Origin of the sequence: Desulfosporosinus orientis DSM 765 (genome assembly GCF_000235605.1) — a bacterium.
In the GTDB taxonomy this organism is placed as follows: domain Bacteria; phylum Bacillota; class Desulfitobacteriia; order Desulfitobacteriales; family Desulfitobacteriaceae; genus Desulfosporosinus; species Desulfosporosinus orientis.
Genome location: NC_016584.1, coordinates 2,810,292 through 2,832,119, shown reverse-complemented (window position 1 = coordinate 2,832,119; position 21,828 = coordinate 2,810,292). Strand labels below are relative to the sequence as shown.

Annotated in this window: 22 protein-coding genes; 4 read left to right on the top strand and 18 right to left on the bottom strand. The window is 41.9% G+C overall.

What is annotated here, in order from left to right; all coding sequences use genetic code 11:
• Positions 1–39: 39 nt before the first annotated feature.
• Together DESOR_RS13225 and DESOR_RS13220 are read right to left on the bottom strand one after the other, a co-directional pair.
• Positions 40–738 carry an aspartate/glutamate racemase family protein gene (locus DESOR_RS13225; protein WP_014185091.1) on the bottom strand — a complete coding sequence of 233 codons (699 nt, stop codon included), beginning with the start codon at positions 736–738 and terminating at the stop codon, positions 40–42.
• 56 nt (positions 739–794) lie between these two features.
• Positions 795–1,535 carry a class I SAM-dependent methyltransferase gene (locus DESOR_RS13220; RefSeq protein ID WP_014185090.1) on the bottom strand — a complete coding sequence of 247 codons (741 nt, stop codon included), beginning with the start codon at positions 1,533–1,535 and terminating at the stop codon, positions 795–797.
• Between the two features lie 265 nt (positions 1,536–1,800).
• Here DESOR_RS13220 and DESOR_RS13215 point away from each other — a divergent pair, with 265 nt between their 5' ends.
• Positions 1,801–2,244, top strand: coding sequence for a C-GCAxxG-C-C family protein (locus DESOR_RS13215; RefSeq protein ID WP_014185089.1), 444 nt, complete (start codon positions 1,801–1,803; stop codon positions 2,242–2,244).
• Between the two features lie 154 nt (positions 2,245–2,398).
• Here the strand turns inward: DESOR_RS13215 and DESOR_RS13210 are convergent, their stop codons facing one another.
• The 3 genes from DESOR_RS13210 to DESOR_RS13200 form a co-directional block, all read right to left on the bottom strand.
• Entirely contained in the window at positions 2,399–2,995 is a 597-nt protein-coding gene (locus DESOR_RS13210; RefSeq protein WP_052304311.1) for a hypothetical protein, read from the bottom strand.
• A 472-nt stretch (positions 2,996–3,467) separates the two neighbouring features.
• A complete protein-coding gene (locus DESOR_RS13205; protein WP_014185087.1) occupies positions 3,468–3,779 on the bottom strand; it encodes a hypothetical protein in 312 nt (103 codons plus the stop codon).
• Between the two features lie 109 nt (positions 3,780–3,888).
• The gene (locus DESOR_RS13200) at positions 3,889–4,791 is read right to left on the bottom strand and encodes an EFR1 family ferrodoxin (protein ID WP_148265272.1); all 903 of its coding nucleotides are present in this window, start codon (positions 4,789–4,791) and stop codon (positions 3,889–3,891) included.
• 413 nt (positions 4,792–5,204) lie between these two features.
• On the opposite strand from DESOR_RS13200, the gene DESOR_RS13195 reads away from it, so the two are divergent.
• Positions 5,205–5,756 carry a hypothetical protein gene (locus DESOR_RS13195; RefSeq protein ID WP_014185085.1) on the top strand — a complete coding sequence of 184 codons (552 nt, stop codon included), beginning with the start codon at positions 5,205–5,207 and terminating at the stop codon, positions 5,754–5,756.
• Between the two features lie 270 nt (positions 5,757–6,026).
• On the opposite strand, the gene DESOR_RS13190 is transcribed toward DESOR_RS13195, so the two are convergent.
• The 10 genes from DESOR_RS13190 to DESOR_RS13145 form a co-directional block, all read right to left on the bottom strand.
• Entirely contained in the window at positions 6,027–6,557 is a 531-nt protein-coding gene (locus DESOR_RS13190; protein ID WP_014185084.1) for a DUF3795 domain-containing protein, read from the bottom strand.
• A gap of 386 nt (positions 6,558–6,943) precedes the next feature.
• Positions 6,944–7,741 (bottom strand): methyltetrahydrofolate cobalamin methyltransferase, encoded by a 798-nt coding sequence (locus DESOR_RS13185; protein WP_014185083.1) that lies wholly within the window; start codon positions 7,739–7,741, stop codon positions 6,944–6,946.
• Positions 7,742–7,753: 12 nt separating this feature from the next.
• Positions 7,754–9,715 (bottom strand): hydantoinase/oxoprolinase family protein, encoded by a 1,962-nt coding sequence (locus tag DESOR_RS13180; RefSeq protein ID WP_014185082.1) that lies wholly within the window; start codon positions 9,713–9,715, stop codon positions 7,754–7,756.
• Between the two features lie 27 nt (positions 9,716–9,742).
• Entirely contained in the window at positions 9,743–11,203 is a 1,461-nt protein-coding gene (locus tag DESOR_RS13175; RefSeq protein WP_014185081.1) for a trimethylamine methyltransferase family protein, read from the bottom strand.
• Positions 11,204–11,226: 23 nt separating this feature from the next.
• Positions 11,227–11,859 carry a cobalamin B12-binding domain-containing protein gene (locus DESOR_RS13170; RefSeq protein WP_014185080.1) on the bottom strand — a complete coding sequence of 211 codons (633 nt, stop codon included), beginning with the start codon at positions 11,857–11,859 and terminating at the stop codon, positions 11,227–11,229.
• 15 nt (positions 11,860–11,874) lie between these two features.
• A complete protein-coding gene (locus tag DESOR_RS13165; protein WP_427854233.1) occupies positions 11,875–13,356 on the bottom strand; it encodes a trimethylamine methyltransferase family protein in 1,482 nt (493 codons plus the stop codon).
• A 17-nt stretch (positions 13,357–13,373) separates the two neighbouring features.
• Entirely contained in the window at positions 13,374–14,006 is a 633-nt protein-coding gene (locus DESOR_RS13160; RefSeq protein ID WP_014185078.1) for a cobalamin B12-binding domain-containing protein, read from the bottom strand.
• Positions 14,007–14,731: 725 nt separating this feature from the next.
• Positions 14,732–16,531 (bottom strand): sigma-54 interaction domain-containing protein, encoded by a 1,800-nt coding sequence (locus DESOR_RS13155; RefSeq protein ID WP_042331202.1) that lies wholly within the window; start codon positions 16,529–16,531, stop codon positions 14,732–14,734.
• A 127-nt stretch (positions 16,532–16,658) separates the two neighbouring features.
• Positions 16,659–17,474 carry an SDR family NAD(P)-dependent oxidoreductase gene (locus DESOR_RS13150; RefSeq protein ID WP_014185076.1) on the bottom strand — a complete coding sequence of 272 codons (816 nt, stop codon included), beginning with the start codon at positions 17,472–17,474 and terminating at the stop codon, positions 16,659–16,661.
• 219 nt (positions 17,475–17,693) lie between these two features.
• Positions 17,694–18,032, bottom strand: a complete 339-nt coding sequence (locus DESOR_RS13145) for a HesB/IscA family protein (RefSeq protein WP_014185075.1) — start codon at positions 18,030–18,032, stop codon at positions 17,694–17,696.
• Between the two features lie 159 nt (positions 18,033–18,191).
• Here DESOR_RS13145 and DESOR_RS13140 point away from each other — a divergent pair, with 159 nt between their 5' ends.
• Together DESOR_RS13140 and DESOR_RS13135 are read left to right on the top strand one after the other, a co-directional pair.
• Positions 18,192–18,617: a MarR family winged helix-turn-helix transcriptional regulator gene (locus DESOR_RS13140; RefSeq protein ID WP_014185074.1), complete on the top strand. Its 426-nt coding sequence runs from the start codon at positions 18,192–18,194 to the stop codon at positions 18,615–18,617.
• A gap of 192 nt (positions 18,618–18,809) precedes the next feature.
• Positions 18,810–19,145 carry a DUF169 domain-containing protein gene (locus tag DESOR_RS13135; RefSeq protein ID WP_052304310.1) on the top strand — a complete coding sequence of 112 codons (336 nt, stop codon included), beginning with the start codon at positions 18,810–18,812 and terminating at the stop codon, positions 19,143–19,145.
• A gap of 98 nt (positions 19,146–19,243) precedes the next feature.
• On the opposite strand, the gene DESOR_RS13130 is transcribed toward DESOR_RS13135, so the two are convergent.
• Genes DESOR_RS13130 through DESOR_RS13120 form a run of 3 tightly spaced genes read right to left on the bottom strand, consistent with a single transcriptional unit; the run spans position 19,244 to position 21,612 of the window.
• Entirely contained in the window at positions 19,244–19,783 is a 540-nt protein-coding gene (locus DESOR_RS13130; protein ID WP_014185073.1) for a hypothetical protein, read from the bottom strand.
• Between the two features lie 31 nt (positions 19,784–19,814).
• The gene (locus DESOR_RS13125; protein WP_014185072.1) at positions 19,815–20,363 is read right to left on the bottom strand and encodes a hypothetical protein; all 549 of its coding nucleotides are present in this window, start codon (positions 20,361–20,363) and stop codon (positions 19,815–19,817) included.
• Positions 20,364–20,382: 19 nt separating this feature from the next.
• Complete coding sequence (locus DESOR_RS13120; protein WP_014185071.1) at positions 20,383–21,612, bottom strand: (Fe-S)-binding protein; 1,230 nt, start codon at positions 21,610–21,612, stop codon at positions 20,383–20,385.
• Positions 21,613–21,828: the final 216 nt, after the last annotated feature.

Sequence of the window (21,828 nt, the reverse complement as noted above, 5' to 3'; positions counted from 1 at the left end):
AGATATACATGCCACGGTAAAGGAATAATACCCTCATCTCTAGTCATCCATTAAACAATAACTAATTACACTGTCCACGTGTATTTTGGTCGTATTAAGAAACGGAATGCCAAACTCGTCATGTGTAAGAATCAAAGGTAATTCAGTACATCCTAGAATCAACCCCTGAATCATATCCTCATCAATCATGCGTTTAATAATGGTAAGTAAGCCGGTACGTGTTCTTTCTTGAAATTGGCCTAATTCAATCTCTGTTAGTAATTTGTGTTGAATATATTGCTGTTCTTGTTCACTAGGAACAACTATTGAGATGTTATTCTTTGCAAATACCTTTTGAAAGAAATTGGATTCCATTGTAAAGCCTGTTCCGATTAATCCGACCTTTTGCAAGCGTAGTTCTTCTGCTTTCTTACATGTCTCTTCAACAATGCTGATAAGTGGTATTGGTGATAGTTCCTTGAGTCGGTCAAAAACGATGTGTGGCGTGTTAGCAGAGAGAATTCCAAAATCAGCCCCCGCTCTATAAAGTGTATGTATCCCGTCCAATAACCAATTTGTTAGAGTGCCCCATTGTTGCCTACCAACCATGTCAAAAAGAGTATACATATTCATACTATAAATGATTATCTCGGGTAGGCTTTCTTCTCCTTGCAGCTGCCGGTATTGGTTAACCATTAGACGGTAATAATCAAGTGTTGCCTCTGGGCCGAATCCACCAATCATCCCTATTTTTTTCACTAAATGCACTCTCCTTATGATAAAAATCGCCTAGTGGTGTCGTAAAACGTTCTTTGTTATTTCTTTCGTGCTCTAATCACTAAAAAATTAGGTTTATGTAGGTTTTTTGCAGAGGAAGTATCTCTTTCAAGAATTTCCTTTGTAGGAACGGGTTCTAGCATTTTTTCAATAGTAAAACCGGCATCGATCAATGAGTTGATAATGCCGGAAAAAGTCCTATGGTATTTCGTGATCCCATCCACTATCCACGATACAGTCCGTTTTCCACTTATCGCATAATCAGTTAACTTATAGTGAGTAATCCTTCCATCAGCATTTTTAAACCAACTTGCACCATTTTTCGGTGCGGTTGTCAGCGGATGTTCTTGAGAAAAGACAAAAATTCCATTATCATTCAACAATGAGTTCACATTACTTACCAAGTTATTAAAATCCTGAACATAATGTATTGCCAAAGAGCTAACTACTACATCAAACTTCTCATTAATGCTGAAAATATTCTCCATACACATATTTTCATAAAAAATATTATCTCCACTGTTTTCATCATTGGCGATAGCAAGCATTTTTGAAGAAACATCTATACCGACTACCTTATTAGCACCCATTATAGAAAATAGATTGCAGTTTTCTCCATAACCACAACCTAAATCTAGTACTTTTTTTCCAGTCAATTCTGGTAGCAGGCTAAAAATTGCTGGTTTTTCTTCCAATATGTTTGCGCTATTAGGATTTTCGCGAAGCTTTTTATATCCCTGAAAAAAAAATTCATTATCAAATATATTTTGTGGTTGCATACTTTCCCTCCAAAAACATACTATTCCCGCGCTAAGGATGGCGCGGTTTTTGCACGATAAGTCGTAGGACGTTCGTTAATTGGGTCTTTAGTGAGTTTATTTAAATTCCATCCCCCCTTGCGTATATCTAGAGATTCTAATATTTGAGTTTCTATTATCGTCCTAAATGAAGGAATACTTGTTATTTTATTGAATTAATATTTGTACCGTTGAAAGTAATTCGCAAAAACCATACAAATTCAAAAGTAAGAGGAGATGATTGATTATGAGTAAGGTAAAAGAGGCAGTTAGTTGTTTCACAGAAGGTTTCCTTTGTTCCCAAGCAATATTTTCGACTTATGCTCCCGAAATAGGTTTGGATAGAGAAACAGCTCTCAAAATATCCTGCTCTTTCGGTGGGGGTATGGCCAGAATGGGGGAAACTTGTGGTGCAGTTACAGGTGCATTAATGGTAATCGGGCTTAAGTCAGGCAATACAAATGTCGATGACAAACAAGGAAAAGAAAGGACCTACGGAGTGGCATGGGACTTTGTAAGCAGATTCACACAATGTAATGACTCTATTAAATGTAAGGATCTACTTTGCTGTGACATAAGTACTACTGAAGGCGCAAAAATCGCCAACGAAAAACAACTTTTCACTACACTCTGTCCAAAGTTCGTTGAAGATGCGGCATTGATAATCGAACAAATTCTGGATATTAAATAACTGAAATCTTAAAGTGGAAATTGTACTTGCACGTTTAAGAATTTGCGCCGCGTCATACCCCTTTCATATTGGCTAAGTGGCGCTAAATTCTATGTTAGACGATGTCACAGCAAAGATCAATCTTTCACAATTACTCTATCTCTTTCCTCGTCACCTAAGAATTTCTAGGTACGGTTTGGGCTGAACTCTTTCTGTCTGTGTTGATACTTTGAGAATAGAGAATAGTTCCTTCACCTGATAATCCAGTAATTGTGAAATCGGGTCCTTCCGTTTTATTTAAAAAAGTAAACCATAAAAGTTCTGTACCTTTTCCAACTATCTTAGCTTCTCTAACATTCGTGCTATCTTTTTCCGATACCTTTATGTACTTTATTAGTGGATCTTTTATCTCACCAAATAGTAATGGGAATGGAGTACCTTTAGCATAGGGGAAATATTGAGAACTAAAACCCTCTGAAGCTCCATCGGTATGTTCTCCGCCCCAGCTCCATTCCCATCCCCACAGTGTTTTTTTAACATAACCTGCGGCAACTGATTCCCCTACGTTACCAGTACTTTTTTTGAAGAAAACTACCACTCCACCTTTAACTCCTTCAGAATACACAACCTTTGTAACGTTTCGACCAGTTTTTTCAATGGCATCGACAACTGTGTTTCCGGTTGGATTGCTAGTAAAAATTGAACTGTTTAGTGTAATAATGAAGAATCCCAATATAACGATCAAACCAATAATAACCCCAAACTTTCTCATCAATAAACATCCCTCTCTCAAATAGTCCGGGGGCAAACCCTATAAGTCGTAGCGGTTTTGTTCAACGTCCAGCCGTTCCCGAAGCGTCATAAGGCATTCATCTATGCTAAGTTTTGGGAACGGCATGTTATATGCAGTCAACATCGGAAAAACCTGCCTCACTTAACCATTGCAATTGTGTAAGTAAAGGTGTCTCCTTATCAAGCTTAATTCTTTCGTATCCAGCTTCAATCTCTTCTTTCGAAAGACCACTTTTCTCAATACTAGATACTCAAAACTATCTAACTCTTGAAATCTTTGCTTTTCCCAAACGCCGTATTGCATATAACGTTGCTCGTATTGCCGACGCGTCCAACCAAACCATCTTTACTAAGTGTCGGCAACACGGTGTTACGTAAAGTGGCAGCTTGAGATACTAACATTCACAAATCTCACCCAGACTTTTTATTAATAAGTCCCTTGTACAAAGCGATTATTGGAATACAACTGTAAATCCTAACCATACGACAACCCCAACATATGGTAACGTTAAAATCCACGCTAATATGTTTTTGCCTAATTTTATAGCTAATGCTGATCCAACAAAGAATATGGGAAGAGCATACATAATGTATCTAAATTTCGGAGTAGAGCCTAAATACCAGGATATCGGTAAAGTAAATATCGTTCCTAAAATGATTAACCAAATCCTCTTAGAATATATTCCGAAACTTACAAGAACTATTGCAGTAATTATACCGGGCCATCCAATGAGCATTCTTGCCAATCCAGAAAGAATTTCCATTACATTCCCTCCTCTAGTCGATTGTGCATATAAAGAAAATACTACTTGCTGGCTAGAATATGATTTCACCCTAACCTTAACATTGTTTTTATTGACACATCAATATACATTATTTTTCTTTATTATTACGTTTGCGCTGTTTGAATAATGGGTCATCGAAATTAATTGTTCTCGGGTCGATTAACCATCGGAATTCACTGTGAGCGGTAGCCTTATCCAATTCTTTTTTATATCTGGCATAATATGCTGGAGCCATACGTACGAGAGGTTCCCAATCTGCATCTATAGAAAGTGTAGGACAAATGTTTACACAATTCCAGCAATATATGCATGGGTTTTGTAAGCGAGGTGGTTCGATTGTGATATCAATACCTTGAACAGGACAATTTTTTTCACACGCATAACATTTAATGCACTTGTCAGAATCAATTCTAAGTTTCGGCAAAGCATGACTAAGTACATTTTGTGTCAATCGATGACTTTCCTGTATCCATTCCTCAGAAGATACTGGAAAGTCATCGATTGACATTTTTTCTATCGCTTTAATGTCTTTGCTGAGTTTAACGATCTCCATTCCAAAGGAATTCGCTTGCTCTAAGTCATGTGCATCCGGATGACCCGATGTATAGCTTGGCCTTGGATAATAGGGAACGGTGATATCAGCGTATGTATGGTGAAAGCCGATGACGGAAGCGCCTTTAGTCTTTAATAGGTTTACAACCGAAGGGAAAAAATTTCCCAACACATTTCCATGGGTACAGAATACAAACCAGTGTTGACCGTTGAGCCTTGGAAGAGATTCCAAAAAGTCCCGAACATGAAAAGGTTCTTTATAGTAAAATACTGGAGATCCTATTCCTACCAAATCATAATTTGATAATGAATTCTTATCAATCTTATTAATGTCAAATAATTCGCAGTTAATGTTTGCGTTTTTTAGACTATTACAAATGCATTTTGCAATCTTATAGGTGTTTCCTGATTGAGAAAAATAAATGATTAATGCTTTCAAGCATTCGGGCTCCCGCGCTGACCTCCCTATGTTGATAATCTTACTATCCAAATATATTACCTCCATTATGTTATTAATAATATCATCCGTTCAACTTCAAAGCCTCACTTAGTGAGCCAAGGATGGCGAACGGCTAAACTCGGGCACAGTCTTTCCGATAACGTTCCGAGGAGTCCCGCAGCGTCATCCGACATTCATTTATTCTTAAGTTGCGGGACTCCTTTGCTATCGGAAGGATGAGGCCCCAGATTCATACTGTTGTAATAAACTCTACTCCATCATTGTATTTGTTTTCTAAAGGAATTTATTTTTCAACTTATTACGAACAGAGAAATGTTGAGATAAATTCCCATTAATATTATGACTCCCAATGGAAAAAATAATTTTAAATAAGTAATACGGGAGGAAAACAAATGGCAAAGATAAAGGATCGTATTACACTCGGTATAATATCCAGCCTGATTGCAACAGTTCCAGCAACTATAATGGATTTATTTGCAAATAAAACAGGGCTTTCAGATTATTATTATAATCATGCCTCAACACTGTTTATTAAAAGGTCTAAATCAAATACACTTCGAGGCAAAATAGTATCAGCCTTGGTTAATAATATTACGAATTGTACTACGGGAGTTGCAACTAGTTATGTACTATCGGCCACTGGACGTGATAAACCTATATTAAAAGGAATAGGAGTTTATGCCCTTTCATGGCTGTCATTAAATGGTTTACTATATAAAGAGGTATTGGATACAAAGGCCAGAAGAGCTCATACGCCAATATTCAGTTTTTTCATTCATACAGTTGCCGGCTCAATATGTGGGTATTGCGTATCGAAAATGGGCGATGATAGTCTCTTCCCGGATAGCAAAATAAATTCAAAAACCAAGCTTCCCTTAGTTGGTAGTAATTCATGCAATAAGGCAACTGCAGATATTCCAAGCCTGGATGTTAAAACAAACTAATACAAATAATACTTTTAATCTAACTTACTCATCTTACCGATAACGTTCTGGGTGTTCCAAAGTCTGGTTACTACCTACATATTCTCTCAGATTTTGGAACTCAGTTGTTATACGAAGCCGTACGCCCCCAACTCAGATGCCGCCAAGCGGCCCCTTAAGCGCCCCTGTAAGAACCTTGAATTACACATAATAGTTGATTTTAGTAGTTTATATTTGGCTCTGTTCATGTATATTGTAACTTGATAATGTTGCCACGTTATAGAACATAAATTATTTTATATTAAGATAGTCTTTCTCTCCTGTTAAATCCTTTCCGCAATTCGCACAAGTAAACATATACCAGGAAGTGTCTGCATGACATTGTGGGCATTTCCATTGTTTTTCCTGGTCATCAAGCCACTGTTCAACACCAACGTTATTAATAGTTGTTAAATTATTTGATGTAACTTTTAAGTGTGGTAATTTTTCCTGAATATCTTTGTTTAATAAGGACCCTTTAAGCAGTTGACAAGGGTATTCATTGCATTTATTACAATGTTCAACTTTACGATTTGTTGCACAAGCTCTTATTCCACAATATTTGCAATTAATGAATAAATCATCTGATTTACACCCATTACACTTAAGCTGAAAACTATCTTCAGTTGTTGGCTTAATCCCTATTGTCTGTAAATATGCCTTCAAATTAGATTCAGTCCAATATGAAGCAACTGAATCTTTGAATCCAGTCCTATAAGCCAAAATTATTGAGCAAGCACCACAATAATTCCCACAATAAGTATCATAATTTGAATTACTCATATTCTTCCCCCCGCGTATTCATTTTTTTAATCCCCTTATTAGCAAGTTATCAATCTGACTCTTTCCAGTAAATACGCGCATGGATGCGCGGTCCCGTCCCTTGCGTACGGTTTCATATAATTCGGGATTACCGAAATCACCTTCGATTAATCTCCTAAATCCCGTGGATACCCGAAAGCAATTTCGGGTATTTATCCTTTAGTCACCCCACTCTTCAGGAATCATATAATATTCGTCACCGATCGAATTATTACCTTTATTTTACTTATTAAGTTATTTATAGTGTCCATTACGCTAAAATCAATTTTCCCACTCCAAAACAAAACAAAAGGGCAATGGAAGTGTACTCCAGCACTCCCATTGCCCTTTTAAGCAAGTTTAAAATATTATTCGTACAACCCGCTGCGGTGAGCATTCAAATACTGCATGCAGAAGGAATCCTGCCCCAGCAATGCCTGGGAAGCATAGACGAAGCCCATCATGGCTTTATCCAGGGGATCTAAAATATAGGCATCCATTCCAGCTACCATGGTCTGAATCATGAAGGCCTGATTTAAAATCTTGCGGTTAGGCAGCCCATAGGAAATATTGCTCAATCCACAAGCACCGTGAACTTTCGGATAGGTCTGGCGAATAAAGCGAACCGTATCCAGAACATCGTTGCCGCAATTATCCCCGGTACTAATGGGTGTGACCAGGGGGTCCAGATAGATATCCTCTTCAGGAACGCCTGCCGATGTCAGGTCCCCCACTAATTTTTTAACAATGGTGATCCGCTGTTCTGCCGAGGCGGGTACACCGGTGTCATCCATACACAATGCCACGACTTTAGCCTTATATTTTAGAACCAAAGGCAAAACCATGGAATAGCGTTCTTTTTCCGCCGTAATGGAATTAACCATGGGCTGGCCATTTTTGCAAGCCGCTAATCCTGCCTCCATAGCCTCCATTCTTGGTGTATCAATACAAAGAGGTGCCGTTACAGCTTCTTGGATGGTGTTAACCAGCCATTCCATGGTTTCAACTTCATCATGGACCATGGTTCCGCAGTTGACATCCACATAATGAGCTCCTGCCTCAACTTGCTTTTTAGCCAGTTCCTGGATAAAAGCAGCGTCTCTTTGTTCTACGGCAGGCTTAACGGCTTTTCGGCTGGTATTAATAAGTTCTCCAATAATTAACATGTTTCTCCTCCCCTACTCTTCCCAGGTGGGATGTCCAATGGCTGTAACCTCTATGCGTGTCTCCAGAAAAACCACATCATCCCCTCCGGCAGTATGACTTGTAACCTCTTCCTTCTCAATAAACAGCTCAGGATTAGGCACACCCGCTAGCCGTGCTCTTTCCAAAGCAACTTCTTTCGCCTTCTCCAAAGCATTTTTTTCCGCATCTTCCAGGTACAAATAGACTTCTCGTTTCCAAGGAGCATGGACTGAATACCCCCCGGCTACACCCGGCTTGATCAAAATGCGCACGAGTTCCGCCACCTGCCCAGCAGCAGCTCCCACAGCGTTAGCCACTTCTGCATGGGTGGGTATCAAGACCGCGGTATTTAAAGAATCCCCTACCGCAGGAAGATATCCGGTTACCGGAGCCCCCAGAGCAACAATGGGATAGTCCAAAGTGATATGGGTCTTAAAGCCCAGCTGATGGGTTCTATGAAGCAGGTTACCCAACAGGAATTCCACACTGGCCTCTGAATTAAGATCCCCTTTTAACCCATCGCGGTAAGCAAAGCTCTGCAATACCGTCATACACAGTCCGGCTTCAATCTCATTCAAGACCTTTTCCGGGAACTCATCCATCTCTATCTTCAGACGGTGAGCGAGAATCCGGGCACCTGCCTGGGCTGCCTCAACATTATAAGCGGTAAAGGTATTGCGGACATGCAACAAATCCGTGGGGGTAAAGGAAATCCTGCCGATAACCTGGGCCTGCTCCAGGCCTTTTAATGGCAACAGATTCGGATCTTTCCCAAGGATATCGGCAAGGGTGAAAATATTATGAGCACACTCTTGGAGAGCATGGATTATTTTCCATTCCGTTTCATTCCACTGATCCTTATCCATGGGCTGCTTAACCAACATAAAGCAATCAGCAGGCTGACTATCAATAAGCTGTGCATTAGGCTCTACTTTTTTGAGTTCGTCAACTAAATTAGGATATTTATCAGCTATCACTGACAATGGCCAAACTCTCTTTGGCCCAATAATCAGTTTTCTGTCCTTGGATACCTGAATATAGCTGTCGCCGCCCAGTCCAAAAGTACTGATTTCTGCAGCTTCAACGCGGGTTTTCCATCCTCCGACTGTCGCTCCTTCCCGATTCATCCGGGGACGTCCACTTTCTAATATGGCGATATCCGTCGTTGTTCCACCCATATCCAAGGCAAGGGCAGAGTCACTCCCTGTCAAAAATACTGCCCCCACAATACTTGCTGCCGGCCCTGAAAGAATGGTCTCAATGGGTTTCTCCCTAGTCATGGTTTCACTCATCAGGGAACCATCCCCTTTGACAATCATCAAAGGGGTGGTAATATTCTTTTCTTTAAGGACAGATCTTACAGCAGCAAGGAGTTCGGCAATAATTGGCAATAGCCGGGCATTCAGGCAGGCGGTTACCGTCCTTTCATAATAGCCAAGAGCTGTTGTCAGCTGATGAGCACAGACAATGGGTACATCCCAAAGCTCTTGGATTAATCTCTGGGCAGCTTGTTCATGCTCGGGATTGCGAATACTGAGATAGCTGGAAATAGCGATAGTATCCACCTGCCCGCGCATATCTGTCACTGCTCTTCGGATAGCCTCCAAATCGAGTTCCGAAACAGGTATCCCCTTAATATCATGCCCGCCATTAACCACAAATACCTGATGAGCAGGGAGGTTGCCGGAGGATTCATGACCAATCATAATTAAACCAACCCGGCAACCGCGACCCTCAACAATGGCGTTCGTTGCTAATGTCGTAGACAGAGATACGAGCTGAACTTGACGCGGGTCTAAGTCACCCATGTTTTCGATGCAATTTCGAATACCAATGGATAAATCCCCACGTGTCGTAAATGCCTTGGCTTTTCTCTTCACTTCCTTGGTGTCTAAATCCAGAAGCACCCCGTCGGTAAAGGTTCCGCCAGTATCAATCCCTAGTATTAAAGGCATTTTCTGTCACTCCATTTCGCCCACTTACTACTTAGCGATTTTTTGTTCTGACCGTTCAACAATCCCCCTGATTTTTTGCTGGATGTCCTTAGGAAGGGGATCGGGTTCATAGTTTTCAATAATATCTTTGACTCGTTCATTGGCCCGCTCGAATAAGGTTTTTGAGCCATATTCCGTCCAGGACTCAAAACGCTGACGGTCAATGAGATTAGGATAATAGGTTTCCTTTTTAAAGTTTTCCATAGTATGGTTTTCACAGAGGAAGTGTCCGCCGGGACCGATTTTATGAATCAGATCTAATGCCAGGGTTTCCTCATTCACTTCGATACCCCGGACTAAACGGCGGGCCATACCAATAACGTCATTATTAATGGTTAAAAACTCTAAAGATGAAGTAGAACCATATTCGATATAGCCCACATCATGGTTAAGGTTAGGTCCGGAAAGAGCAGTCATAGCAATGGACATGGCTGCTTCAATACCTGCTTGCTCATCCACAATATTGGAGTCTGAGCAGCCGGCGGTGCCGAACATAGGAATGTGCAGGTAATGAGCCATATCAGCCAAAGATGACATGAGCAAGTTGAATTCCGGCGAACCATAGCTGAAGATGGTGGTAGCCATATCCATAATGGTGAAGACGCCGCCCATAATGAAGGGTGAACCTTCTCTGGTAGACTGGTTGATGACTAAGCCGCTTAAGGATTCAGCTAAGCCTTGGGTTAAGACTCCTGCCATGGTAGCCGGTACTGTTCCTCCAGCCATAACGCAGGGGGTGTAAACAACAGGCAAGCCTTTTTTAGCAGCCAGTATCAATTTGGAAGCCGCTTCCCAAGCATGCTGCAAGGGTGAAATCGGCTCAGCATAAAGGGTCATGAAAGGATTGCGGCGCAGCTCCTCTACACCGCCGGCAATGATTTCGCACATCTCAATGATATCGGCAAAGCCATAGATGTCATGAGCTGTGGTAACAATGGGCTTGCCAGTATTCAGGACTTGAGCCTCAAACTGATGGCGGTCAGAAATGAGGAGCGGCACGTCTTGCACAATCCCTAAGGACATGACGAAATCCAGGTTTTCTAAAGCGTCAATGACTTTGCAGGCGTTGCTGACAGACTGCTTTGTGGAGCGCTGCCGCTTGCCGGTATAAGGATCAATGGTAAAGGGGGTATCAGAACCTGTACCAAAATAAGCGTTATAGCCCTCTAAGCGAACATCCCGGGAACCCGTACGGCTATTGCAAAGAGTGACCCTTTTCGGAACGGATTGTAAAGCTCTGTTCACCACGGCGGAAGGGATACGAACTAAAATACCGTCAACCCAACAGCCGGCTTTTTTCATAGTTTCCCGGGCTTCTTCATCGTAGACAGTTACCCCGGTACGTTCGAGAACCTCTTGAGCAGCGAGAAGAATTTCTTCACACTGTCTGGGAGAAAGAATCTTAAACATAGGACTGGTATTTTCTGCGTAATTGCTTCTTACAGGCATTTTCATCCTCCTTTCTAAACTTACTAGGCCAGAAGTTTCTTGCAAAGATCCGCTGCGGACCCGGCATCGGGGGCAAAGCCATCGGCACCGATTTCATCGGAGAAATCCTGAGATATGGGAGCTCCTCCAATAATAACTTTGACCTTATCCCGCAGGCCTTCTTCTTTCAGAAGTTCGATAGTATCTTTCATGGCCAGCATGGTGGTAGTCAACAAAGCGGACATACCGATAACCCCAGGCTGGTGTTCCTTAACAGCTTGAACGAATTTCTCCGGTCCGGCGTCAACACCCAGGTTGATGACGGTATAGCCGGCACTTTCCAGCATCATGCTAACTAAGTTCTTGCCGATATCGTGGAGGTCTCCTTTTACCGTTCCAATCACGATTTTCCCGGCGGATGGGATATCTCCGCTTAAAATCAACGGTTTAACAAGTTCCATACCGGCATCCATAGCCCGGGCTGACATTAAGACTTCCGGAACATACATTTTACCGGCCTTAAACCGGGCTCCTACTACGCTCATTCCCGGGATTAGTCCCTGGTTGATAATATCAACAGGATTGGTTCCTGCTCCGATGGCCTGTTGAGTAAGGGATTTAACCCGGTCCAGCTGCCCGCTGATAATGCTTTGAGAAAGTTCTTCAAAATTTGACATTGATTAATCGACCTCCTATCGTTTATTAGCTTCCCGAGCTTCTGCTCTGTCTACAATGGCTTGAATAGCTTTTAAGACATGATCCGGTTTAGGTTCAGCCTGGTGATTATTAATGATGTCTTGAGTTTTTTCCTTAACGCGCTGGGCCATGGACTTGGAGCCTTCTGCCTTCCAGCCGTCATATCTAAGGCGATTAATCAAGGTCGGTGTCCAGAATTCACGGAAATGAGCCATGGTATGATCGTGTGCTAAGTAATGTCCGCCGGGACCAATGTCATTGATAACATTTAGGGCTAAGTGTTCATCGTCTACCTTGACGCCCTGAAGAATTCGTTTCACCATGCCGATAATTTCATCATCCATGGTCATCAGTTCCAGAGAGGAGGTAGCTCCGTACTCCATATAGCTGCAGTCATGAATGAGGTTGGCACCGCTTAAGCCGGCAATCAAAATTGAGAAGGCCGCTTCCAGTCCCATCTGTACGTCAATGACTTTGGAATCCGTACAGCCGCCGGTACTGAACATAGGAATTTTCATATAGCGGGCAACTGCCGTTAATCCTGCGGAAAGGAGGCTCAGCTCTGCTGCGCCGTAGGAGAGAATAGTACTTGCCATATCCATGGTGGAAATCAAACCGCCCATGACAAAACCAGAACCTTGACGTACCAGCTGTCCTGCTACCAGACCGACCAGGGAATCTGCCACAGCAATGACCAGAGTTCCTGCCATAGTGGCAGGTGCTACACCGCCAGCAAAGGTGCAGGGAGTATAAACGATGGGGATATTGTTTTTCGCTGCAAAAATAGCTTTATCAATGGCTTCTATGGAGTGCCGCAGGGGCGGGCTGGATTCTGAATAGAGAAGAATAAAAGGATCTTTCTGCAGAGCTTCCAGACTGCCTGCTACAGCGGCGGCCATGTCAATAATGTCTTGATATTGTTCAATACCAAATCCCCAGTGAATAATGGGTTTATTGGTGTTTTCCAACATGGCCTGGAAGGCATGAACATCGGATAAGGTGGGAGTTACATCCATGACTGTTCCGCAGTCCATAGCATAGTCAATGTTGGGCAGTGCATCGATGACTTTGGCTGCTCTGACGGTATCAGACTTTCTGGGACGGCGCCGTTCCCCTGTGAAAGGATCAATAGTATAAGTATTAGTGGGGCCAGGGCCATAATAAATGTTTTGTCCTTCTAAAAATAAGGTTCTTTCCCCTTTCTGATTGGAAACTACAATCCGTGACGGAGCGCTGCGGATCGCCCACTCCACCAGGTGAGAGGGAAAACGCACCATATTGCCCTCAACCCAGCATCCTCCTTTGCGGAAGACTTCCAAGGCCTCCGGACTGTGAATCTCCGCACCGGTTCTCTCCAGCACCTCCAGGGCACCGTTCATGACCATTTCGCATTGGTCATCGCTTAACATTTTTAATTGTGGGGTAGCATTAACTTGATAGTTGGCCCTAACGTATTGGCTTTTTGACAAGTCACACACTCTCCTTTCTAAACTGACTAGGCTAGAAGTTTCTTACAAAGATCAGCTGCAGATCCAGCATCAGGAGCAAAACCATCAGCACCGATTTCATCTGAGAAATCCTGAGATATAGGAGCCCCTCCGATAATAACTTTAACTTTATCCCGGAGGCCTTCTTCTTTCAGCAGCTCAATGGTATCTTTCATGGCCAGCATGGTGGTGGTCAATAATGCAGACATGCCGATAACCCCAGGCTGGTGCTCCTTCACAGCTTGAACGAATTTCTCCGGTCCGGCGTCAACACCCAGGTTAATGATGGTATAGCCGGCACTCTCCAGCATCATGCTGACTAAGTTCTTACCAATATCGTGGAGGTCTCCTTTAACAGTTCCGATGACGATTTTTCCGGCAGATGGGATCTCACCGCTTAAAATTAAGGGTTTAACAAGCTCCATACCGGCATCCATCGCCCGGGCTGACATTAAGACTTCCGGGACATACATTTTACCGGCTTTAAACCGGGCACCTACTACACTCATTCCAGGAATGAGTCCCTGATTGATAATGTCCACAGGATTGCTTCCGGCTGAGATAGCCTGTTGTGTAAGTGACTTGACTCGATCCAGCTGCCCGCTAATGATACTTTGGGAAAGTTCTTCAAAATTTGACATTTGTTTTTTCTACCTCCCTCGATAAAATGTAATGTTAAATTCGGTATTTTGTAATTTTTGATTATTGCAAAAATTATGCCACTAGGGAAATCCTTATTTTTAGACTTGTCAGCAATACAAGCTCATAAGATTTATCTTATTTTGAGAATTTATAATAATTGAATCCTCAAAAGGCTGTGATAGGACCACTTCTCAAAATCCTAAATTAGGATTTTTGAATCCTGTTTTAGGATTTTAGTATGGTTTTCTCAGAGGCTTTGGGAAATTAAATAAAAAATATTTTTTGTAAAAAAATGAAAGTGGGGTGCGTAGGTCAGGCGGCTTCGCTCCACATCCCCTCCCCCCAGCATTCCGAGGCTCGCCTACTCGCGGCGCGGGAGCTATCTTCAGCGGATAAGTTCTTTGGAGATAACCGCTTAGCGAAATGTACACCGGACACTTTCGTGCTAAACCTTTGGGTAGTACCTGCGGTGAACCTCTGGCCGCTAGCCCGCGCCGGCTTGTAGGTTTTACCGCCTCTCCATGCAATGGGTTCACTTCTGTGGACGAAGCTGCCCTGGCTTTTGGGTCGACGTTTTCTACAGAATGCATTTTTGCACCAACAGAGAATGAAAGATAAATTATATAAAAAAGCTTTTTGGAGCAGTCTTTTAACTATCCAAAAAGCTTTTAGCTTAATCATTTTAGGTTTTAAGGAATTTAAGATTTAAAGTAATTTTTATTTTTTAAAGGGCTTTAGTACTCAAACCCAGGTTTTTAATCTTCCTGTAAAAGGTGGATCTGCTCATGCCTAAACTTTCGGCGGCCTTCTCTTTAGCTTGCCGAGTGTTGCCAAACTTTTTCAAGGCTGCCTCAATTGCGCTTTTTTCCAGCTCGGCCAGAGTGGGCGGTGCTTCTCCTGTTGTCAAACCGGGATTATGTTTAAAGTAATCGTTGACCCGGGAAGACAAAAAGGAGCTGTCAATGACATTTTTTGTGGCGATATTTACGGCATATTCTACGGCATTTTCCAGTTCCCTTACATTCCCCAGCCACGGGTAGGCCAGCATTTTTCGCTGAACTTCCTGGGTAAATCCCGTAATTTGTTTACCTAAAATCAAGTTATATTTATCTAAGAAATGATGGAGAAGCAGGATTAAATCTTCTTTCCTCTCCCGCAGGGGCGGTATATAAAAAGGAATAACACTTAACCTGTAAAAGAGATCGCTGCGAAATAGCTTTTCTTCGATCATTTCTTCCAGGTTGCGGTTTGTTGCGGCAATGATTCGAACATCCACCCATACCGGCTTTACTCCACCAATTCGTTCGAATTTAACCTCTTGCAGTACTCGCAGCAATTTTACCTGCAGGTGCATGGGCATGTCGCCGATTTCATCGAGAAAGATAGTCCCGCCATTGGCCAGCTCAAATTTACCCGGTTTCCCTCCCCTGCTGGCTCCTGTAAAAGCTCCCTCTTCATAGCCAAAGAGTTCACTCTCCAAGAGGTTTTCCGGAATGGCACCGCAGTTAATGGCCACAAAGGGGCCGTTCTTGCGGTGGCTTTCTTCATGAATAGCCCGGGCAAATAACTCTTTGCCTGTGCCGCTCTCCCCGGTAATTAAGATGGTGGAATCCGTAGCAGCAACCAGCTGCATTTTTTGCTTTAGGGCGGTCATGGCCTTGCTTGTGCCCAGTATTCCATCCAGAGAATATTTACGTTCTTCTCTGATCAAACGTCCGGCTAACTTCCTCATTTCACCAATACTTCTAAAGGAAATAACCAGGCCCACGATTTCCAGGTCTTTTTTAATGGGGGTGATGGTGCTGATAAAATGGCACTGTTCATCTTTAGTGTCTTTGGTGAAATACTTAATTTCTTGTTCAACGTATTGCTGGCCAAATTTGAGAACTTTGGGAACGGAAAACTCAGGAAAAATATCATTAATATGCCGGCCGTTCATCTGCCTAGTGGTGATGCTTAATAGCTTTTCAGCCGATTTATTAATATGGGTTATGTAGCCTCCATGGTTAATAGCAATAATCCCCTCAATGATGGAGTTGATAACGGCGCTGAATTGATTGGCCATAATGGCTAGCCGGCTGTTCATTTCATTGACATCAATTTTGCTGCTGGTCAAAGCCGCCAGTTTGGTCAGAAAATCTTCATATTTTCTTTGATTGGCCAGCAATTGTTTTTTCTCTGCCACATCAAAAGCAAATATTGAGATGTTACCGATAACCTTGTCATGTAAAATAATCGGCGACAGTATGGCTGCCTTAATTCGGCAGTGAATTTTCTGATCACAGTTTTTACAGATATCGTGTTTACTTGGATCATCGTCTAAGATAGAATTACTTCCATTTTTAATCATTTGCCCCGAAATAGATTCTTTACCATAAACAAAACCAATTTCGCTCTGATATTTGCCGGTTCCGGCAATAACCTCAGTGTTACTATCAATAATAACAACCTCAAATTCTATTACAGCGGCAATAACTTCAGCTATTTGTTGAACATAGGCTTGATTAAGTTTTAATTCAGACATCACTGATGATGATTTAGATAGCTCTAACATCTTCCTGTGTCTCACCCACATTCTAACTGATATTTTGTTTATTAATTAATATTTTACAACTAATTGCCACTTTCGTATAGGTACAATATTTAAAATATTACTGTTTTATCTGATTTTTCCGGCTATTGCTTTTATTTTTTTGATTAAACGTACTTGCAAATTTATAGTAGTAATTCTTGGGCAGTATTTTACCAAAAAAAATTAGTAATTTTGTATGAATTCCAGGTATACAGATAACCTTCTCCTTCTTAAGATCTTTTAAAGAGATTTCCACAACTTTTTCCGGAGACATCCAATGAATTAAACCTTTATTTCTCTGTTTTGATTTCTTCATTCCCATCTTTTCATGAAAATCAGTCCTTGTAAACCCAGGGCAAACCACTTGTACTTTTACGCCGGTGTTCCGCAAATCTAAGTGCAGTCCTTCCGTGAAGCTTAGTAAAAACGCTTTGACTCCTGAGTAAACTGAGTTTTTGGGAATGCTTAAGTAGGCGCTTTCTGAGGAAACATTGATAATGATTCCCCGGCCTCTCCGGATCATGCCGGGCAAGAGTGCATGAATAAGCTTCATGGGGGTCAGCACATTTACTTCCACAACTTGTTCCATGATCTCCAAATCAGACTCCTGATAGAAACTATTCACTCCAAAACCGGCATTGTTGACTAAGACCTCAACCTGGCGATGCCTGATTTTCTCAATGAGTTTCTCCACCTGATCAGGTTTGGCTAGCTCCGCGATGACAACTTCCACCTTTATGCCATAAGATTTTCTCAGCTTCTGGGCGAACTCTTCAATAACAGCTCTGCGCCGTCCCGTGATAATGAGATCATATCCATCCTGGGCAAACCAAAGGGCATAAGCTGCACCGATGCCGCTGGTGGCCCCTGTAATGACAGCCGTTCTTCCTTCCATTGTTTAATCCACCCTTTCAATAAACTATGATCCGTATCCAGTCAAGCTGATTGAACTCCCATTCCTTAAATGTATTTTATTTCCATATCCTTCCGCCGTCATTTGTTATTCTATAACTTGAGATTCTCTCCAGTTTAAAATTCGGCAGTTTTGAGACTGACTAATCTAGATTAGTTAAATCTCATACTGCCGAATTTTTAAACAGCCACTTCTATGTCATTAGCAGCTTCCTCCACAGTTTCCGCAACACCCGCCACAGCCTCCGCCATGTCCTATACCTTCCCTGAGCATTATAAAACCATTGCCGTTGTCAGACTCATTATAATCTATGATAACTCCTTCTAAAGCTGTAGCCAATCCTATGTCGGCGATGATTGATATCCCATATTCTTCATATAGCATGTCATCTTCAGTTATCGACTCCTCAAAAGTCATACCAAAATTAGGGCCGCTGCATCCTTCATTTAAGAGATGGATTCTTAGAAATGCGTTTTCTGTATTCTTTGCTTTTTGTATTTCCTTAACTTTTTGGGCTGCCGGCTCTGTTATTTTAACCATTACTCGCCACTCCTCCTTTGGTTCAGCTTCTCAAACCAACTATATCTTATTTTAGCGGCAAAACATGCCGAAAAAAGGATGGTTATTCTAGCTTGACGAAACTCTGTAACAAAGAATATAATTGTCCTGACAATTATATTCATAAAGGGAGCCATCACCGTGACATTAAGACTTATTAATAGCCTTGGATTCATTATAAATCGAACTAACACAAGGATGAAAAATAATTTACTACACCATTTTAAAGATTACGATGTGACTCCCGAACAATGGGCTGTATTAAATTGTTTATGGGATCAAGAAGGTGTCTCCCCTAAAGAGTTGGCCGAACTTACCTCCAAAGATCAGCCTACAACAGTCAGAATGCTGTCAAAACTCGAAAAAAAAGGGTTTATTACCAGACAAGTCAATCCGGATGATAATAGAGCCTATTTTATTTATCTTACAAGTGAGGGTAAAGAATTAAAAGATAAATTATTTCCTTTAGCTTTAAAAGCTTATGAGAAAGCCATCAACGGGATTGATAAAAAGCAAATTGAAGAAGTTAAAATTGTTCTTAACAAAATATTTAATAATCTAGAATGACAATTTTTATTCGTTATTAATTGTCCTGACAATTAATAACTAGAGGCTTTAGTGCTATTCTTTCTTAACACTGTGGACTTAGGTTTTGAAGTAGTCTTAAATGTTGGTACTTATCTACCCTGCCTATTTTACCTATCTTGCCGATTATTTTGAAAGGGGGTGATTTATGGTTTTCTGGGGAAATAGTACAGGGTGCAACAAGAGGAGCCCAAGTTAGTTATATTTTTTGTGAATGCCGACCAGTTATCTGCCTTGGTGCTTCTATCTGATTATAACCGGGGATCAAATCAAAGCATCACCGCACCTTTTGGGGCGGCCTGTCAATCAATACTATTTGGGTATGCAGAAGCAGAAAAAGATAATCCCAGAGGAGTAATAGGCTTTTTTGATATTTCTCAGCGCAAAAAGGTCGACAGGGAAATTATAAGTTTTACTGTACCCTATAAGATGTTCCAAGAAATGGAATCAAGTGTTGACGGCAGCTTTTTAGATACACATGCCTGGGTTCAGTTACAGGAACGTCAGTAAATGTATAATTAAATATAAATTTTTTTAAAATGCGTTGGCGTGAAAACTTGAATTTTCTCGCCAACGCATTAAATATTTGTTCATAATTAACAGCCTTCTCAAGGAAAGGTAGGGACTGAGCCCAAAACCTCCCGGCAATGGGCCTGGATCACCTGATGAAGATACTTTTCCAATGTCCATCCCCCCCTATTTACCCTCTCTCTTTCATAAACTTGTTCCAAAAGTTTAAGGACGGATTGATCAAGAGCAAGGCTTTGCTGCTGGTCCGTTGCCTCAGGGAGTTTCTTAAGTTCCAGCAGGTTCTCGGCAAAAAATATGAATCGTTCGGAATACTCCCGATTGCCGTTTATTACATACAAAACATCTAATACCTGCCCCGGCCTGCAGCATATTTTAATAATATTATAACTCAAATGAAAATCCAGACGGAAAACCCCAGTTCCAAGCTCACAGATATCATTTAATTCATCTATTGTGATTTTCGAACTTATCTCAAAATCCTCATCCTTTTCCCGCAGGAAAATGCAGCCGTCCCATGGCACAATATTTAGGAACCGACATGCTTTGAGTCCAAACTTTTTTAATTTACCTTTAGGAAATGTTTTATTTTCATATTGACGCCGGATTTCCGTATTCATTATGGGTTATCCCCTCTTCCTTGTCAGAGAACTATTTTGGCCAGTCGTCTATACCCTCTTGGCAGCGCATCTTGATCACCTGGTTAAAATATTCGTCAAAGGATCCGGCTGAATTTTTCTTTTTCTTTTCCTTTTCATAAACCTGCTGCATAAGGACAAATAGCGATTCATCAATTTCAATAAACTCCCGTTGGCTGCTTAGCGCCTCCTCACTGAGCCTTGTAAGCTCCAAGGTGTCCTCTGTCAGGAAGACAATCTGCCTAGCATTTTCTATATTCCCTTTAATATTGTAGGTAATCGTAATGGCCTGAGAGTTCAGCTGAAATCGAAGCTTGATAATATTTAAATCTGAGTGGAAGGCAAGACAACTCATTGTCTTGCCTATCTCACAGATATTCATTAAATCGCTGAGAGCACAGCGTCTGCTTGTCTCAGCATCAGCACTTTTTTCGTGGATAATAATGCCCAGATCAGTCGGTGGAAAATCACAAAAGCCGGCTAAGCGCTGCGCGAATTGAGTCAATTGACCTTTGGAGAAAATTTTCTTCTCATATTCACGTTTGAGAAATGCAACCTTCACACCGATAGCCTCCAATCCATCAATGGGAAAACTGCTTATCCTCATCCATTAAACCCATGGCAGTTTCTACTAAAGCAGTGAGATGCATCATTTTCATACCAAGTTTGTAATGCCTGTTCATATCAACAAACTGATCCATGCAGTTGTGACAAGGAATACAGCCGATCTTCGCACCGGTAGCCAGAAGCTGATCCACTTTAGGTTTGGCTTTAATCATCCGCATTTCTTTAGATTCAGCCACGGCTCCAGCTCCCCCGCCGGCCCCGCAGCAAATGTTATGCTCCCTGTTAGGGGTCATTTCCCGGAAATCCATGACAGCATGACTCAGAACATAGCGCTGAGGGTCCACAACTCCCTCTTTACGCACAGTATTACAGGGATCATGCAGGGTTACCGGGATGGTATTCCGGGTCTTATCCAGTTTTATGGTGCCGTCTTTAATCCAATCCGCATACAGCTCCATGATATGACGAACGGGCATGGGTTTTCCTTGCCAATAATCCCGGGCAAACACTCTGGTTGAGCGGAAGGCGTGACCGCATTCTGTGACAATAATTTCTTTAGCGTTTAACCTCTCGGCTTCTTCAAACATCGGGCGCGAAATTTCAGCGAATTCATCGTCTTTGCCGGTGAACAAACAAATATTCGTGGCATCCCAGCGCTTAGAGCTAATAGTGAAGTTGGCCCCGGCGGCGTGGAAAACATTGAGGATACTTTGCAGATCCGCGGGATAATGTTTAATCTCTCGGGCATTGAAGCCAAAAAAGAAATCGGCATTAGGAACATCTAAGGGAATCTTATAAGTAGGATCCTTCAAATCCTCCTGCAGCATCTCTTCGATCCATTCCAATGTCTCATCAAAATCTATTTGTTCAACACCCATCTGGTTGCCTGTCCGGATATGATCGTCTGCAATAACCTGCAGATAACCCGGCGCCCTTTCTACTTTTCCCCGGAAGGCTCTCGTCAGCGCGTTCATATTTACGCCCATGGGACATTCCACAGTACAGCGATTGCACATTGTGCAATTCCAGATAAAGGGGTCATTTTCTGCCTCTTCCCGCATCCCCAGGGCAACTTTACGTATAAACTTACGCGGGTCCTGATCCTTGTGGAGATCACTATAAATACAACCGGCAGTACACATACCGCAAGTCAGGCAATTAGAGAAATCGTAGCCATTCAATAATCCTGCTAGTTCTTCACGTAGGGTTGGATCTAAATCTTTAACTCTTATTGGTTCCCGCAATCTAACCGCACCTCCGACATTATTTAATACTTAATCATCCATGGAATATCAGGCTGTCTTTCACCTCACTCCCTTAACAAGAGCGCTTGGAGATTTTCCTTGCTCCAGTCAATATGAGTCGCCTTAACTTTTCCCTGCTGCCGGATTTGTGTTATACACTTGCATCTTCACCTAATTTATGTTTGAATGCTCTAATAACTATGTTAAAAAATTAAC